This is a genomic window from Peptoniphilus obesi ph1, assembly GCF_000311865.1.
Taxonomy (GTDB): domain Bacteria; phylum Bacillota; class Clostridia; order Tissierellales; family Peptoniphilaceae; genus Peptoniphilus_E; species Peptoniphilus_E obesi.
This window is the reverse complement of the sequence record NZ_HE978581.1, coordinates 165,495-181,742: the sequence shown is the minus strand read 5'-3', so window position 1 is coordinate 181,742 and position 16,248 is coordinate 165,495. Positions and strand designations below refer to the sequence as shown.

Annotated in this window: 13 protein-coding genes and 1 tRNA gene; 12 read left to right on the top strand and 2 right to left on the bottom strand. The window is 28.4% G+C overall.

What is annotated here, in order from left to right; genetic code table 11:
* Positions 1-38 precede the first annotated feature (38 nt).
* The 11 genes from recJ (at position 39) to HGPB_RS04460 (ending at position 12,222) form a co-directional block, all read left to right on the top strand.
* Entirely contained in the window at positions 39-1,808 is a 1,770-nt protein-coding gene (recJ, locus tag HGPB_RS04510; RefSeq protein ID WP_019132508.1) for a single-stranded-DNA-specific exonuclease RecJ, read from the top strand.
* The gene (locus HGPB_RS04505; protein ID WP_019132507.1) at positions 1,801-3,939 is read left to right on the top strand and encodes a RelA/SpoT family protein; all 2,139 of its coding nucleotides are present in this window, start codon (positions 1,801-1,803) and stop codon (positions 3,937-3,939) included. Before recJ ends, HGPB_RS04505 begins: the two co-directional genes overlap by 8 nt.
* A gap of 13 nt (positions 3,940-3,952) precedes the next feature.
* Complete coding sequence (gene dtd, locus HGPB_RS04500; RefSeq protein ID WP_019132506.1) at positions 3,953-4,402, top strand: D-aminoacyl-tRNA deacylase; 450 nt, start codon at positions 3,953-3,955, stop codon at positions 4,400-4,402.
* A 1-nt stretch (position 4,403) separates the two neighbouring features.
* Positions 4,404-5,012 (top strand): MBL fold metallo-hydrolase, encoded by a 609-nt coding sequence (locus tag HGPB_RS04495; protein WP_019132505.1) that lies wholly within the window; start codon positions 4,404-4,406, stop codon positions 5,010-5,012.
* Positions 5,009-6,385 (top strand): coproporphyrinogen dehydrogenase HemZ, encoded by a 1,377-nt coding sequence (gene hemZ / locus HGPB_RS04490; RefSeq protein ID WP_019132504.1) that lies wholly within the window; start codon positions 5,009-5,011, stop codon positions 6,383-6,385. The genes HGPB_RS04495 and hemZ overlap by 4 nt, the downstream gene beginning before the upstream one ends.
* 1 nt (position 6,386) lies before the next feature.
* A complete protein-coding gene (locus tag HGPB_RS04485) occupies positions 6,387-7,922 on the top strand; it encodes a Mur ligase family protein (RefSeq protein ID WP_019132503.1) in 1,536 nt (511 codons plus the stop codon).
* Positions 7,923-8,049: 127 nt separating this feature from the next.
* Positions 8,050-9,825, top strand: a complete 1,776-nt coding sequence (aspS, locus tag HGPB_RS04480; RefSeq protein ID WP_019132502.1) for an aspartate--tRNA ligase — start codon at positions 8,050-8,052, stop codon at positions 9,823-9,825.
* A gap of 8 nt (positions 9,826-9,833) precedes the next feature.
* The gene (locus HGPB_RS08460) at positions 9,834-10,253 is read left to right on the top strand and encodes a SoxR reducing system RseC family protein (protein ID WP_019132501.1); all 420 of its coding nucleotides are present in this window, start codon (positions 9,834-9,836) and stop codon (positions 10,251-10,253) included.
* 1 nt (position 10,254) lies between these two features.
* Positions 10,255-11,106, top strand: coding sequence for a hypothetical protein (locus HGPB_RS04470; protein ID WP_019132500.1), 852 nt, complete (start codon positions 10,255-10,257; stop codon positions 11,104-11,106).
* The gene (locus tag HGPB_RS04465; RefSeq protein ID WP_019132499.1) at positions 11,090-12,145 is read left to right on the top strand and encodes a hypothetical protein; all 1,056 of its coding nucleotides are present in this window, start codon (positions 11,090-11,092) and stop codon (positions 12,143-12,145) included. Before HGPB_RS04470 ends, HGPB_RS04465 begins: the two co-directional genes overlap by 17 nt.
* A 1-nt stretch (position 12,146) precedes the next feature.
* Positions 12,147-12,222, top strand: a tRNA-Arg gene (locus HGPB_RS04460).
* A gap of 86 nt (positions 12,223-12,308) precedes the next feature.
* Here HGPB_RS04460 and ychF read toward each other — a convergent pair.
* Both ychF and HGPB_RS04450 read right to left on the bottom strand, forming a co-directional pair.
* Entirely contained in the window at positions 12,309-13,403 is a 1,095-nt protein-coding gene (ychF, locus tag HGPB_RS04455; RefSeq protein WP_019132498.1) for a redox-regulated ATPase YchF, read from the bottom strand.
* A gap of 56 nt (positions 13,404-13,459) precedes the next feature.
* On the bottom strand, positions 13,460-14,824 hold the full coding sequence (locus HGPB_RS04450; RefSeq protein ID WP_019132497.1) for a class II fumarate hydratase: 1,365 nt from the start codon (positions 14,822-14,824) through the stop codon (positions 13,460-13,462).
* 155 nt (positions 14,825-14,979) lie between these two features.
* Here HGPB_RS04450 and HGPB_RS04445 point away from each other — a divergent pair, with 155 nt between their 5' ends.
* Positions 14,980-16,248 carry an ATP-binding cassette domain-containing protein gene (locus HGPB_RS04445; RefSeq protein WP_019132496.1) on the top strand — a complete coding sequence of 423 codons (1,269 nt, stop codon included), beginning with the start codon at positions 14,980-14,982 and terminating at the stop codon, positions 16,246-16,248.

Below are 16,248 nucleotides of genomic sequence, written 5' to 3'. Positions count from 1 at the left end.
ATGATATACTTTATTAATATAATAGGTGTGATATGCAGATGGAGAAATGGTTTTTAAAAGCAAATAATGATATTTATGTAGATCCGAAAAAATTAAATACAAGTGAAATAATTTTAAAAATATTATCAAATCGGAAAATTCAAATTGAAGAAGATGTTGTAAAATTTTTAGATCCAAAGCTAGAAAATTTACATAGTCCCTTATTACTTCCAAATCTTATAAAAGCATCAAATACTATAATTAATACAATAAAAAATAAGAAAAAAATTAGAATTATAGGAGATTATGATGTTGATGGTGTCATGAGTTCTTATATTCTAGTGGAAGGACTTTCTGAACTTGGAGCAAATGTTGATTATGATATACCTTCTAGACATAAAGATGGATATGGAATTAATAAGAGACTAATAGATAAGGCTTCTTTAGATGAAATTGATTTAATAATAACTTGCGATAATGGTATAGCTGCAAAAGAACAAATTGATTATGCAAATTCAAAGAAAATTGGAGTTATAGTAACAGACCATCACGAATCGCCTATATTGGATGGAAAAGAGATATTGCCTGATGCACTTGCAATTATTAATCCCAAAATAGCTTCTTCGAAATATCCTTTTAGAGATATATGTGGAGCTTTTGTTGCTTTTAAACTAATAGAATATCTTTTTAAAATCTCTGGCAAAGATGAGAATGAATTTTTTGATAAGTATCTACAATACGCTGCTATAGCTACTATTTGTGATATTATGCCACTTATAGATGAAAATAGAATACTTGTCTATTATGGATTAGAAAAGCTTAATCAGACCGCTAATTTGGGTTTAAGAGCCTTGATTGAACAGTCTAGCCTAAAGGATAAAAAAATTGATGTATATCATATTGGTTTTATAATTGGGCCGACGATAAATTCTAGTGGAAGAATTGAGGATGCAAAAATTGCATTGGAGTTATTGTTAGAAAAAGATTATTCAAAGGCCTTGGGGATAGCTTCCTACTTAAGAGATTTGAATCAAAAGAGACAAAAATATACAGATGATGGATTTAAATCAATTGATGCAATAATAGATAAATATAAAATAGATAAAAAATTCCCAGTTATTATAGTAAGAGATGAAAACTTAGATGAGTCTGTGGTCGGTATAATTGCTGGAAGAATCAAAGAAAAATACAATCATCCTAGCATAGTCTTTACAAAAATTGGTGATATGCTCAAGGGATCTGGAAGAAGTATTGATGAATACAATATGTTTGAGAAAATTTCAGAGCAAAAAAATATGCTAGAAAGCTTTGGCGGACATGCTATGGCCTGTGGAATGAGTATGAAAAATGATGTATTTGAAGATTTTGTTATAAAAGTAAATAATAATTCTGATTTAAAAAAATCTGATTTGGTAAGAAAAGTTTATATTGATGTGAATACAAATTTAGCCAATATAGATAATTATCTTTTACACGATTTAGAAAAACTTGCTCCATTTGGCAAGGAAAATCCAAGACCTTTATTTGTAAGCAAAAATTTGAAGATTGTTGATTTTAAAGTTTTTGGTAAAAATAATAATGTTATTAAAATGGTATTAAGTGATGGTAAAGACCAGGCTGATGCGATTTTATTTGAAAATATAGATAGTTTTAGAGCTAATATTTCTGCTGCTGTTGGAAATGATAGGGCAAATAGCTTATTTATTAATAATAGCTCAAATTTTAGCTTAGATTTTGTGTATGAACCGAAGTTTAATAGCTTTAATGGTCGTACAAATATACAGCTTAATATTACTAATTATAGGGTAAGTGGTGCTAAAAATGATTGAAGAATTAATAGAAAAAATAAAAAAATATAATCCTGAATTAGATGAAGAAATGCTAAGAAGAGCTTATAAACTTGCATATGACCATCATAAAGGACAAAAAAGAAATTCTGGAGAAGATTATATAATACATCCTTTAAATGTGGCAATGATATTAGCAGATATGCACATGGATACTCCAACAATTATAGCAGGACTATTACACGATACTATAGAAGATACAGATGTAACATATGATGATATAAAGAATATGTTCAGGGAAGAAATAGCCAATTTAGTTGACGGGGTTACTAAGCTTAAAAAACTAAACTATAAAACAAAGCAAGAAAAACAAGCAGAAAATATAAGAAAAATGGTTCTTGCTATGGCTAAAGATATAAGGGTTATAATTGTAAAACTAGCAGATAGATTGCACAATATGAGAACTCTTGAATATATGACTGATGCGAAGAAAAAAGAAAAAGCTCTAGAAACATTGGAAATATATGCTCCAATAGCTGATAGATTAGGTATGAGCAAGATTAAATGGGAACTTGAAGATTCTTCACTTAGGTATTTAGATCCAGAAAATTATTATCAATTGATGGATATGATAAATAAAAGAAGGAATGAGAGAGAAGATTTAATAAACTCAACAATAAAAACTTTAAAAGAAAATCTTGATAAGATTGGAATAAAATCAGATATTCATGGAAGACCTAAAAACTTTTATTCCATATACAAAAAGATGAAAATAAAGGGCAAGGCCTTTGATGAAATTTATGACTTATCAGCAATAAGAGTTTTAGTAGATGATATAAAAGATTGCTACGGAGTGCTTGGTGTTGTTCATACTCTTTGGAAACCAATTCCAGGAAGATTTAAAGATTATATTGCCATGCCAAAACCTAACAATTATCAATCTTTGCACACAACTGTAATTGATGATAATGGAGAAACTTTTGAGGTTCAAATTAGGACTTATAAGATGCACCAAGTTGCTGAATATGGTATTGCTGCTCACTGGAAATATAAATCAGGTCAAACTAAGACCACATCTTTTGATGAAAATTTAACTTGGCTAAGACAACTTCTAGAATGGCAAAAAGAATTTAATGACCCAAATGATTTTATAGAAACCCTAAAAATTGACTTTTTCTCAGATGAAGTATTTGTATTTACACCAAACGGCGATGTTATAAACTTGCCAGAAGGATCTACTCCAATTGATTTTGCCTATAGAATTCACTCTGCAATAGGTAATACTTGTATGGGTGCAAAGATTAGTGGAAGAATGGTTCCTCTAGACTATGTTTTAAAAAGCGGCGATATTGTTGAAATTATAACAAGTGAGAATGCTAGCCCATCTAGAGATTGGTTGAAGATTGTTAAAAGCAACCAAGCTAAAAAGAAAATACAACAATATTTTAAAATCAAAGATAGAGATAGAAATATCGAGATTGGAAAATCTAGCATAGATAACGAAGCCAAAAAACTTGGTTACAAAGTTTCAGATATTGTAAAAGAAGAATGGTTAGAAGAAGTAAAAGAAAAACTCAATTTCCCTAGTCTAGACGACTTATATGCAGCGGTAGGATTTGGAAGTATAACAGTTAACCAAGTTATAGCAAAGCTAGTTGATATCTATAAAAGTACTCACAAGGGTGATACACCTGTAGTTGAGGAAAATGTTCAAAAAACAAACAAGGTATCCCAAGATGGAATTATTGTTAAAGACCTAAACAATGTCAAAGTTAGATTTGCAAAATGTTGTAACCCAGTTCCAGGCGATGATGTTGTTGGATATATAACAATGGGTAGAGGAATTTCAGTTCACAGAAGCGACTGTACAAATATAAGAGATTTAAGCTCCAATAAAATGGTTGAAGTTTATTGGGATAGCGATAAATCTGCAAGCTACAATGCAGAAATTGAAGTTAGGGCTTTTGATAAGGGAAATATTATTTCAGATGTAGCAAGCAAAATTAATGACCATAAATTAAAACTACATTCACTAAATGCTAGAGTAAACAAGGAACATGACTTGTATTTAGACCTTGTTGTTGAAATAAAAAATAAAGAAGAATTAAATCAAATCATTGATAAGATCAAAAAAATAGATAATGTAATTGATGCATACAGGATAAAAGGTTAGGAGGAAGTTTAAGATGAGAGCGGTTGTTCAAAGAGTAACAAATGCATCCGTAACAGTAGATGGAGAAAAAATTTCTGAAATATCTGATGGACTTCTAGTTCTGCTTGGAATATCAAAGGACGATGAAGAGAAAGATTTAGATTATATATATAGAAAAGTAGTAAATTTAAGAGTTTTTGATGATGAAAATGGAGTAATGAACAAAAGTCTTATTGATAAAGAAAATGATTTACTTTTGGTTTCACAATTTACACTATATGGAGATGCAAGAAAAGGTAATAGACCTAGCTATGTAAGAGCTGCTTGCTTTGATGATGGAGTAGAGTTTTATGAAAAGTTTATCGAAAAGGCTAAGCAAGATAATATAAATATTTGCACTGGAAAGTATGGTGCTGATATGCAAGTTGAACTTGTAAACAATGGGCCTGTAACTATTTTATTGGATAGCGAAAAGGAGTTTTGATTTGAATTATAAAATTATTAGATTAGTGCTTGGAGTATATCAAACTAATTGCTATATTGTGTTTGATGAAGATAACAATGCAGTAATTATTGATCCAGGCGATGAAGCGAATAAAATAATAGAAACAATTGATAAAAAAGGATTTAAACCAGAAAAAATTATTATAACCCATGCTCATCCAGATCATTTTGGGGCAGCAAAAGAAGTTGCAAAGAAATATGGTGTTAAGATTTATACTGGAGAAATAGAGGATAAAATCTTAGAAAAAAGATCAAGTGAAATTGGAAATAAATTAAATGCTGATATCTTACTAAGACAAGGCGATGAAGTTGAATTTTCAGGCAATGCTTTTAAGATTATAGAAACACCTGGTCATACACCTGGTGGAATTTGTCTATTGTTAAATAATGTTTTATTTAGTGGAGACACTCTTTTCAGAAGCTCAATTGGAAGGACAGATTTTGAAGGTGGAGATTATGATCAAATAATAGATTCACTTTTAAAACTAATGAAATTACCAGAAGATACATTGGTACTTCCAGGACATGGACCAGAAACTACAATAGGATTTGAAAAAGAAAACAATCCATTTATCAATAACCTAGTATGATAAAAATAATTTGTGAAAATGAATTAGTTTACCACAAAATATATGAATTTATGACAATGAGTTTTCCTTCATGTAATGGGGAAAACTCTCTCTACTTAAAGATTTTTATTGATAGAGGAAGAGCTATTTTCAAATATAAAGATATAGATATAGAATTTGATTTAAATATTGAAAAAGATGATTTAATAAACTCTATAAAAATATCAATTTATAAAAACATCCATCCCTATATAGAAAGTAGCGATTGGGGAATCCTAACAGGGATGAGACCTACAAGACTTGCAAGAAAAATATTAAGTAAAAATAATTATTCATATGACAAATGTAGAGGTATTTTTAAAGATTATTATTTATTATCTGAGAAAAAGCTTGATCTTTTGATGGAAGTTGTAGAGATAGAAAATAAAATTTTAGATTCTTTTATAAAAGATTCTTATAGTATTTATATTCATATTCCATTTTGTAAAAGTATATGTTCATATTGTTCTTTTAGGACAATGATCGCTAGAGAAGATAGGATAGAGGCTTATTTAGAAAAACTCTTTTCTGATATAGAAACAGAAGCTAAATATTTAAATAAAAGACCAAATTCGATATATATTGGCGGAGGAACACCAACTGCTATAGGAAATAATAACTTAGAGAAACTTTTAAAACTTGTCTCCAAGAGCTTTAAAAGTCCAATTGAATACACAGTAGAAGCTGGAAGAACTGATACCATAGATGAAGAAACTCTAAAAATTTTGAAAAATTATGGAGTAAACAGGATAAGTTTAAATCCGCAGACAGCCAGTATTAAGAGTTCTGATTTAATTAATAGACCTATTGATTTAAAGGATATAGAATATAAATTTAATTTAGCTAAATCTATTGGTATAGAAAATATAAACATGGATCTTATTATGGGACTGCCTAATGAAAGCAAAGAAGATATTAAGAATAGCATCGATATATTCAGTCAAATGAGACCGGAAAATATAACTATTCATAATCTTTCCTTGAAGAAGGGATCAAAATTACTGGAGTCTTCTTATAGTTTTGAAAACGATTTAGACGGACTTGTTGACTATTCACTTTCAAGTCTTAGAAGTAAAAACTATAGACCATATTATTTATACAGGCAGAAAAGAATTTTGAATAATGCTGAAAATATAGGCTATTGTTTAGAGGGTTACGAATCCATATATAATATTTCCATAATAGAGGAGGTAGAGGATATAATTTCCTTTGGCATGGGTTCATCTAGTAAATTCATTTTAAAAGATGGCAAGATAAAACAGATAATAAATTTTAAAAATTTGCGCGACTATTTACATAGAGGCGATGAAGTACTAAAGAAGAAGATTGACTATTATAAATTCAAAGAGGAGTAATATGTTATTAAAAGATTTATTAAAAGATGTAAAAATAATTGACACTAAGGGTCTAATTGATCAAGAAAAAGACATAAAAGATATTTGTTATAATAGCCAAAATGCAAAAAAAGACGATATATTTGTAGCTATAAAAGGATATATAACAGACGGACATAAATATGTAAAAGATGCAAAAGAAAAGGGTTGTGTTTATGCTATAGTTGAAGATTTTGTTGATGTAGAAATTGGACAAATAAAAGTAGAAAATCCAAGAAAAACTCTAGCTGATATATCTGCGAACTATTTTGATAAACCTTATAAAAAATTAAATTTAACAGGAATCACTGCAACAAATGGGAAAACGACCACTTCATTTATGGTTGAAAAACTTTTTAAAGATGCTGGATTTAATACAGGAATTATAGGTACAGTTTATACTAAGTATGTTGGTGTAAATATTCCATCAATTTTAACAACTCCAGAATCATATGAATTGCAAAAATTTTTTGCTGATATGGTGGATAAAAAAATTGAAAGAGTCGTTATGGAAGTTTCTTCATCTGCACAAGAATTATATAGGGTAAAAAATGTTGAATATGACATAGTAACATTTAATAACTTTAGTAGGGAACATATAGACCAACACGGAAGTTTTGAAAGGTATTATGAAGTAAAGCAAAGATTAATTACTCAAGCAAACGAAGATGCAGTTGCTGTTTTAAATATGGATTTTGATAAAATTGCAGTTTTAAAAGATAAAACTAAGGCACAAGTTCTTACTTATTCTTTAGAAAATGATAATTATGATTTTTCAATTTCTAATTTAGACTTAAGTACTGGTATGGGTAAATTTACTTTTAATATTTTAAGAGACATAAAGACTAAGAATGCAGATATTAAAAAATCTTCATTTGATATAGAACTATCTGTTGCAGGTTACTCATCAGTTATGAATTCAGTGGTTGCTATAATAGTTGGACTTTTAAATAATATAAGCATAGATAAAATACAATCATCACTAAATTCATTTTCTGGTGTGGAAAGACGTTTTGAAATGATTTATGACAAGCAATTTAAAATTGTTGATGATCACTATGCGAATGTTAGAAATATAGATGTAAGTTTAGAAACTTTATCAAAGATGCAATATAAGAATTTTAGGATGTTATATGCTATAAGGGGAAATAGAGGAGTGCATTTAAATGAAGAATGTGCAGAAAAAACCGCTAAATGGTTGAAAAAATTATCTGTTAAAACATTTTATGCAACTTTAAGCAAGGATACAGTTGGTCCCAAAGATGAAGTTTCAAAAGAAGAATTAGAAATTTTTAAAAAAGTTATGAAAGATAATTCAATTGATGTTGAAATATTTGATACTTTAGAAGAATCAGTTGGGAAAATCTTAGATAAAATGCAAGATGATGATATCTTATTATTTGCAGGTTGCCAAGGCATGGATAAGGGAGCAGAATTTGCATATAATTATATGAATAAAAATAAAATTTTAAAAGACCAAGGAGAGTTTTTAGACAAGCTTGAACACAGAACCTGCTAACTTGACACTGAAAAATAGCAAGTTTATAATTAGTTTAATAATATTAAATAAAAACTTAATTGGTAAGGGTTTATCGCTAGAAAGCTCGTCCTTATAGGACGAGTTTTTTTAAGGAGGATTTTAATAAATGCTAGATAAAATAAATGGCTTAAAAAGAAGCTGTTATTGTGGAGAAGTAACAGAAGACTGTATTGATAAAGAATTAACACTTATGGGATGGGTTGCTAAAGAAAGAAACCTGGGCTCTTTAATATTTTTGGACCTTAGAGACAGAGAAGGTATAGTTCAAATTGTATTCGATAGTACAGAAGATAGTGAATTATTTGAAAAAGCAAGCAAATTAAGATCAGAATATGTAATTGCAGTTGTTGGAACTGTTAGAAAAAGATCTTCAATAAATGAAAATATTCCAACTGGAAGAGTTGAAGTATTAGCTAAAGAATTAAGAATATTAAATAAATCTGAAGTCCCACCTATATATATCAAAGATGATGATGACGTTTCAGAAAATATGAGATTAAAATATAGATTTTTAGATCTAAGAAAACTATCTATGCAAAAGATTTTAAAAGCAAGATCTAAATTCTATAAAATAACAAGAGATTTCTTTTCAGAAGAAGGTTTTATAGAAGTTGAAACACCAATGCTTTCTAAACCAACTCCAGAAGGTGCAAGAGACTATCTAGTTCCTTCTAGGGTAAATGCAGGTAAGTTTTATGCACTTCCTCAATCTCCTCAATTAATGAAGCAATTACTTATGATTTCAGGCTTAGATAAGTATATACAAATTACAAAATGCTTCAGAGATGAAGATTTAAGAGCTAATAGACAACCAGAATTTACTCAAATAGATATGGAACTTTCTTTTGTTGATGTGGAAGATATTATAGAAATCAATGAAAGATTTATTAAAAAAGCTTTTAAAGAAATGATAGACCTTGATTTAGATCTTCCATTTAAAAGAATGAAATATAAAGATGCTATGGATAAGTATGGATCAGATAAGCCAGACTTAAGATTTGGTCTAGAATTAGTAGATCTTTCTGAAGAATTAAAATCTTGTGGATTTAAAGTTTTTGAATCTGCTTGTAGTGAAGGAAAAAGCGTAAGAGCTATAAATGTAAAAGATGGTGCAGCTTTTTATTCAAGAAAGAAAATCTCAAAATTAGAAGACTTTGTTAAAGATTTTGGGGCAAAGGGACTTGCTTGGATAAAATTAGAAAATGGAGAAGTAAGCTCTCCAATAGCTAAATTTTTAGATGAAAAAGTAATAGAAAATATAATTAAAAAATTAGAAGCAAAAGATGGAGACCTTCTATTATTTGTAGCTGATAAAAATAGTGTTGTATATGATTCTCTAGGGAATTTAAGAAATAAAGTTGCAAAAGATATGGACCTAATTGAAGATGATACCTACGCTATAACTTGGATTACAGAATTCCCTCTATTTGAATATGATGAAGAAGAGGAAAGATTTGTAGCAGTTCACCATCCATTCACATCTCCTATGGATGAAGACTTAGATCTATTTGATACAGACCTAGGTAAGATGAGAGCAAAAGCATATGACCTAGTTATAAATGGATATGAAGTTGGTGGAGGATCTATAAGAATAAATGATCCTAATATTCAAAGTAAAATGTTTGAAGTTATGGGCTTTAGCGATGAAGATATAGAAGAAAAATTTGGATTCTTAATAGAAGCCTTTAAATATGGAGCACCACCACACGGCGGACTTGCTTATGGTCTAGATAGACTACTTATGATATTTACTAACACAACAAATATCAGAGACGTAATAGCATTTCCTAAGACACAATCAGCAACTGATTTATTAACAGGAGCTCCAGCAGAACTAGAAGATAAAGATATTGAAGAGGTTCACATTAAAACAATAAAATAGGATGAGATATGGAAACTATAGGACTTGTTACAAAAAAAGATGGTAATTATATAGAAGTAGCAGTAGTTAGGGAAGAATCTTGCGGTAGCAATTGCGATGCTTGCTCTGCAAGATGTGCCCAAACTAATACTATAAGGCAGAGATATTTTAATAGTATAGATGCAAATGTAGGAGATAGGATTTTAATCGAAGGAAAGAATTCTTATTTTCTAAAATACATGACTCTTGTATATGGTCTCCCTTTGTTAATATTTTTGATTTCTTTGCTAGCTTTAAGCAAGATAGTATCTATTTCTGGTGACAAGAAGGATCTTATTATATTTATAATTTCTTTTGTCCTTATGTTTATGTCATACTTTATTATTAAAGCTTTGGATAAAAAAATTATTGGTAGTGAAGATAATAATATAATTTTAAAGAGGTTATAAAATGAAAGAAAACTCTAAAGCTCTATATATAATAAGCCTCTTATCAATTTTTATACTAGTGATTTCATTAATTTTTGCAGGATATATTTATTTTAGCAAACGATCTAATGAAAATATTGAAGAAGAGTTAGAAAAATATAGACTTAGTTTAGAAAAAGTTGATAAAGAAGAACAAGAAAAAACTAAAAAATATCAAGAATTAACAGAAACAAACAAGGAATTTGAAATAGATTTTAAAGCTAAATATGGCTTTAGTCCAAGTGATAATTATAAAGAAATGTTAGAAAAAGAAATTTCTGAATACAAAAATAATCAAACAGCAATATTAGAAGATGTAAAAGAAAATATAAAAGCTTATTCTAAATATTATGAAGGATCTTATTATGGATCAGAAAAAGCAGATGAAATAATATCGAAATTTTCAGACCTTGCCAATAGCGATAACTATGATAAGTATTCTGATGATTTATACAAAGATTTGGATATAGCTGATTTCATTGACTTTGCTAAATCAGATGGAACTATAAAATACCTTAATTCAAAAAACTCTTGGTCAAAGTATAATAATGTTTTATTATTTTCAACCTTACTTTATAGTCAAGACTTAAATGCTATAGCGAACGACAAGTATGAAGGTAGCGTTAATTTAAATAAGATAAGTGCTGACATTAATTCTTTAGTTAATAGCTATAAAGCATTAGAAGAAGCAGGAATAAATACTAGAGATTTAAATTCTCAAAACTTGCTAAACTTAAAGAGCAAAAATGACGAATTAAGTAAAAAGTATTTTGAAAATAAGGGAATTCTTGAAAAATTAGAAGAAATAGGTAAAAATGATGAGAAATTTAAATAATAAAAAACTAATAACAATAAGTTTTATATCAATTATACTAGCACTTATAATTTTTTATTTTTCATTTGCTAGTATTTCAACAATTAATTCAAATGTATCATCAGCAAGAAAAGAACTTAAAAAGATAAAGAAAGAAATAGAAATTAAAAAGTCCAATATAGAATCTTTGGATGAAAAACTTGAAACATTAGAATATCAAAAAACTGAGGCAGAAAAGTTAGAAAAAGAATTAGAAACTGCTAATTACAAGATTGACTTTTCAAATGCTATGGATAGCTTAGATCAAAATAAGATATCTTTCATAAATGCTGATTTAAATTCAATGATTCAAGCTAAAGAGTCTGAAAAATCAGGCACAGATATTTTAATTTCATCACTTTTATTTTTAGATACTTATTATACAAATATATCAGAAAAAATTGTTGAAAATAATAATAGGATCGAAAAGCTAAGGGGATATTTATCTTATAAAGATATTTCAGAAAATTCTTTATTAAAATATAAGTTTTATGAAAATATGGATTCTAATCTCTTGTTAAATAAATTAGACCAAGAAAACATTGATTTTGCTAGCAATCTTGTATTTTTAAAAGAAGGATTTTTAAATACTTATTTGGTAAGCTTAAAAAATCCTGAATCAGAAATTGTAAAAGCTGATCTTTTCAATTTAAATAAAGAAGATCACTTATTTAATGGAAAAGCCTTATCGGCAAATCAAAAAGCTTATACAAGATTAATAGATTCATATGTATTTTTAATAGATTCTTATGCAGAAAACTATGACGTCTTGGACCAAATTAACTTCAAGAAGAGTAGTGATACAGAAAAAGATACTTTAAATGCAATATTAATGGGTAAAGACAAGATAGTAAGAATAGAAAAAGAAGATGCTGATGCAAATTATGAATACTTTTATTATGGATCTTATGGAAATCCTTTGTATAGTATAGATACTGATAATTTAAATACAGTTTATTATGATAAAAATAATACGGATCAAGATTACAAGCAAGTTTTGAATTTACTTTCAAACTTTTAATGCACCCGTAGCCTAAGGGATAAAGCAATGGCTTCCGAAGCCAGAGAGTGAGGGTTCAAATCCCTCCGGGTGCTCCAGTTTTAAGACTGGAATATAAAAATAAAATAATTATAAATAAAAAAATGTTATAGGTTAGATTTCCTATAACATTTTTAATTTTAACTTATACATTAAATTTAAAGTTTATAACATCTCCGTCTTGAACAACATAATCTTTTCCTTCTGAACGGATAAGGCCTTTATCTCTTGCATTTGCAACAGATCCAGCAGCAACTAAATCTTCATAAGAAATTACATCTGCTTTTATAAATCCTCTTTCAATATCTGTATGAATTTTTCCAGCAGCTTGAGGAGCCTTTGTTCCTTTTGTGATAGTCCAAGCTCTTGTTTCTTGTTCACCAGTTGTAAGATAAGAAATCAAACCTAGTAATTTATAACTAGATTTTATTAGTTTATCCAAACCTGAAGAATCAAGTCCTAATTCTTCTAAGAAAATATCTCTTTCATCTTCATCCAAACTTTGTAGTTGAGATTCTATTTCTGCACTTACAATAATGATTTGGTCTGAATTTTCTTTTGCATATTCAGCAACTTTTTTTACATATTGGTTATTTTCAGGGTCATTAGCAAGATCTTCTTCTGAAATATTCGCAACATAAATTACTGGTTTATAACTTAATAAAGAATAGTTTTTTAAGTATTTTTCTTCTTCCTCGTTAAAATCAATAGTTCTTATAGATTTATTGCTTTCAAGACAAACGTGTACTTTTTCTAATAAATCAAATTCAGGCTTTAAAGCTTTGTCGCCCTTCATTTGTTTTCTAACTTTTTCTAATCTTTTTTCAATTTGCTCTAAATCAGAAAATATTAATTCCAAGTTTATATTCTCGATATCTCTTAATGGGTCGATAGAACCATCAACATGGATAATATTATCATCATCGAAACATCTAACAACATGGACAATAGCATCAACTTCACGAATATTAGCTAAAAATTGATTGCCCAGCCCTTCTCCTTTACTAGCTCCTTTTACAAGACCTGCTATATCAAAAAATTCTATTGAAGCATTTATAATCCTTTGACTATGACTAATATCACTTAAAACATTTAGTCTTTCATCTGGAACTTTAACCATACCAACATTTGGATCTATGGTAGCAAAAGGATAATTGGCAGCTTCAGCTTTTGCAGAAGTTAGAGCGTTAAAAAGAGTAGATTTTCCAACATTAGGAAGTCCTACAATACCTAGTTTCATTAAATCGCCTCATTTCCTTAATACTAAATAATTATAACATAAGTTTCTAGCTAATATTAAAGCATCTTATCAATATCAAGATATTTATCAAATTCTTCTTCGCTTAAATATCCAAGTTTTAAAGCAGCTTCTTTTAAAGAAATATCTTCCTTTATAGATAACTGGCTAATTTTTGCAGCTTTTTCATATCCAATAATTGGATTTAAAATAGTCACTAACATTGGAGACTTGTGTAGATTTTCATCCATAACTTTTTTATTAGCTTTTAAGCCTACAAGACATTTTTCATTAAAAGAATTTATACCATCGCTAAGTACCCTAATAGATTTTAAATAATTATTTATGATGAGTGGCATAAAAGTATTTAATTCAAAATTTCCAAGAGATGAGGCCATGCTTATTGAATAATCATTTGCCATAACATCAACACAAACCATAGATAGAGCCTCAGCTTGGGTTGGGTTTACCTTACCAGGCATTATAGATGAGCCAGGTTCATTACTAGGAATAGTAATTTCTGATAGGCCACATCTTGGTCCACTAGTAAGGAGTCTTATATCATTTACAATTTTTAATAAGTCAGCTGCTAGAGTTTTTAGACTAGAGTGAGAATTTACTAAATAATCTTTTTGACTAATAGAGTGAAATTTATTTCTAGCTGGTTTGAAATCATAGCCTAATTCTTTAGATAATATTTTACAAACTTCTTCTGAAAAGTTATCCTTTGCATTTATTCCTGTTCCTACAGCAGTTGCTCCAATTGGAAGTTCTAATAAATCTTTTGAAGAAATAATAATTTTTTCTCTACAATATTCTAGTGCAGACCTATAGCCAGATAATTCTTGGGAAAACCTAATAGGTGTTGCATCTTGTAAATGAGTTCTAGCAATTTTTACTATATCTTTAGATTCTTTTTCTAAATTTTTAAATGTATCTATTATTTTTTCTAGGGCAGGGATGAGGTTTTCTACAGTTGATTTATAAATTGACATATGCATGGCAGTAGGGAATACATCATTTGAAGATTGAGACATATTTACATCATCATTTGCCTTAATTAAAACTTCTTTAGCAAGTTCATTAGCCCTATTTGTAATAACTTCATTTACATTCATGTTGGTTTGAGTTCCAGAACCAGTTTGATAAACTTTTAGGGGGAAATTATCATCAAATTTAGATGATAAAATTTCATCAGCAGCAAGACTAATATATTTTAATTTTTCATCACTTAGGTCCAAATTAAGATTATTAACAATTGCACAAGCTTTTTTTAAGGTCACAATCGAATAAATTTGTTCCATTGGCATTTTTTCATTTCCAATTTTAAAATTTTCTAAAGACCTTTGAGTTTGTGCAGCCCAATATTTTTCATTATCTACACGGACTTCTCCTAGAGAGTCTTTTTCTATTCTATATTTCATCAAATCATCCTTTTTATATATTTACTTTATTATAGCTAAAATTAAAGTTTTGTTACAATACTTTAACTTTTTTGTAAACTAAATAATAGTAAATAGCCATGAATTGTGATAGTATTAAACTATATTTAAAATAATATAAAGAAGAGGTGGGTAAGATGGATGCCATAGTTATTGAAAACTTAACTAAGAGATTAGGTAAAAGAAGAATATTATCCAATCTTAATCTTGAAGTTCTAGAAAATGAAAGCATGGCTGTTTTAGGACTTAAAGACTCGGGCAAAACAACTTTAGCAAAAACATTGTTTAATTATATAAAGCCATCAAAAGGAAAGACTTACATATATGATTTAGATTGTAAGAAGGATTCAAAAGCAATAAAAGAATCTGTTTCATTTGTTCCTCAAGAAATCATATTTGATGAAAATTCCAGAGCTGCAAATATTTTTAAAAGTACTTTAAATTTTCATAATTTAAAAAATACAGATGAAGTCGATAAATTATGTGCATACTTTAATTTTAATTCTAGGTTAAAAGTAGCAGATATGAATGAGAGCGAAAAAAGAATATTAAGTATCATTAATGCTTTAATAATTAGACCAAGACTTTTAGTAATAGATGAGGGACTTAAAGAATTAGATTCCAATCAAAAAGATAGTTTATTTTCTTATTTAAATGAACAAAGAGAATTGGATGGATTAACAGTTTTATTATTTACAGATTCTTTAATAGATGCTCAAAGATACTGTGATAGAGCAGCTTACCTATATAAGGGAGAAATTAAAGATATTGAATATCTAAAAGATAAGACATCGAATGATAAAATTGTTAAAATATTTAGTCCATTTGATGACATAGGTGCTTTTCTTGATATAGATGCAAAATTAATTAAAAATGAGCCATATGAAAAAATATTTTATTATGATAAGAATATGATGATTTTATCAAGAGTTATAGCTAATTGTGATATAGCTAATTACTCTATAGAAGATTCTTCATTATCAGATAAGATTAGGGCTTATTTTGAAGAAGGAAGTCAAGACCTTACTAACACATATAGAAGTCAAGAAGCAAACTCACTAAATGATGAAGATCAAAATACAGAAAATCAAAATGTAGAAGATAGTAATCTAAATTCTGAGACAAGTGAATTTAATCCAGTTGAAGAAAATATAGAGAATAATGACAATAATCTAGAAGAAACTCGCACAATTTCCGTTCAAGAAATAAGCGATGAAGATCATGATTTTGAAGAAAGTCAATCTACTCAAAATTTACAACCACTTACAGATCAAGAAATAAATAACAATGAAATAAACGGAATTGATATGACTAACATAAATGATACAACTTCATCAGATAGTGAAATCAATGAAACAATTGTAATTGAAAACTTTGATGAAGAAGACAATAAGGAGGACATATAA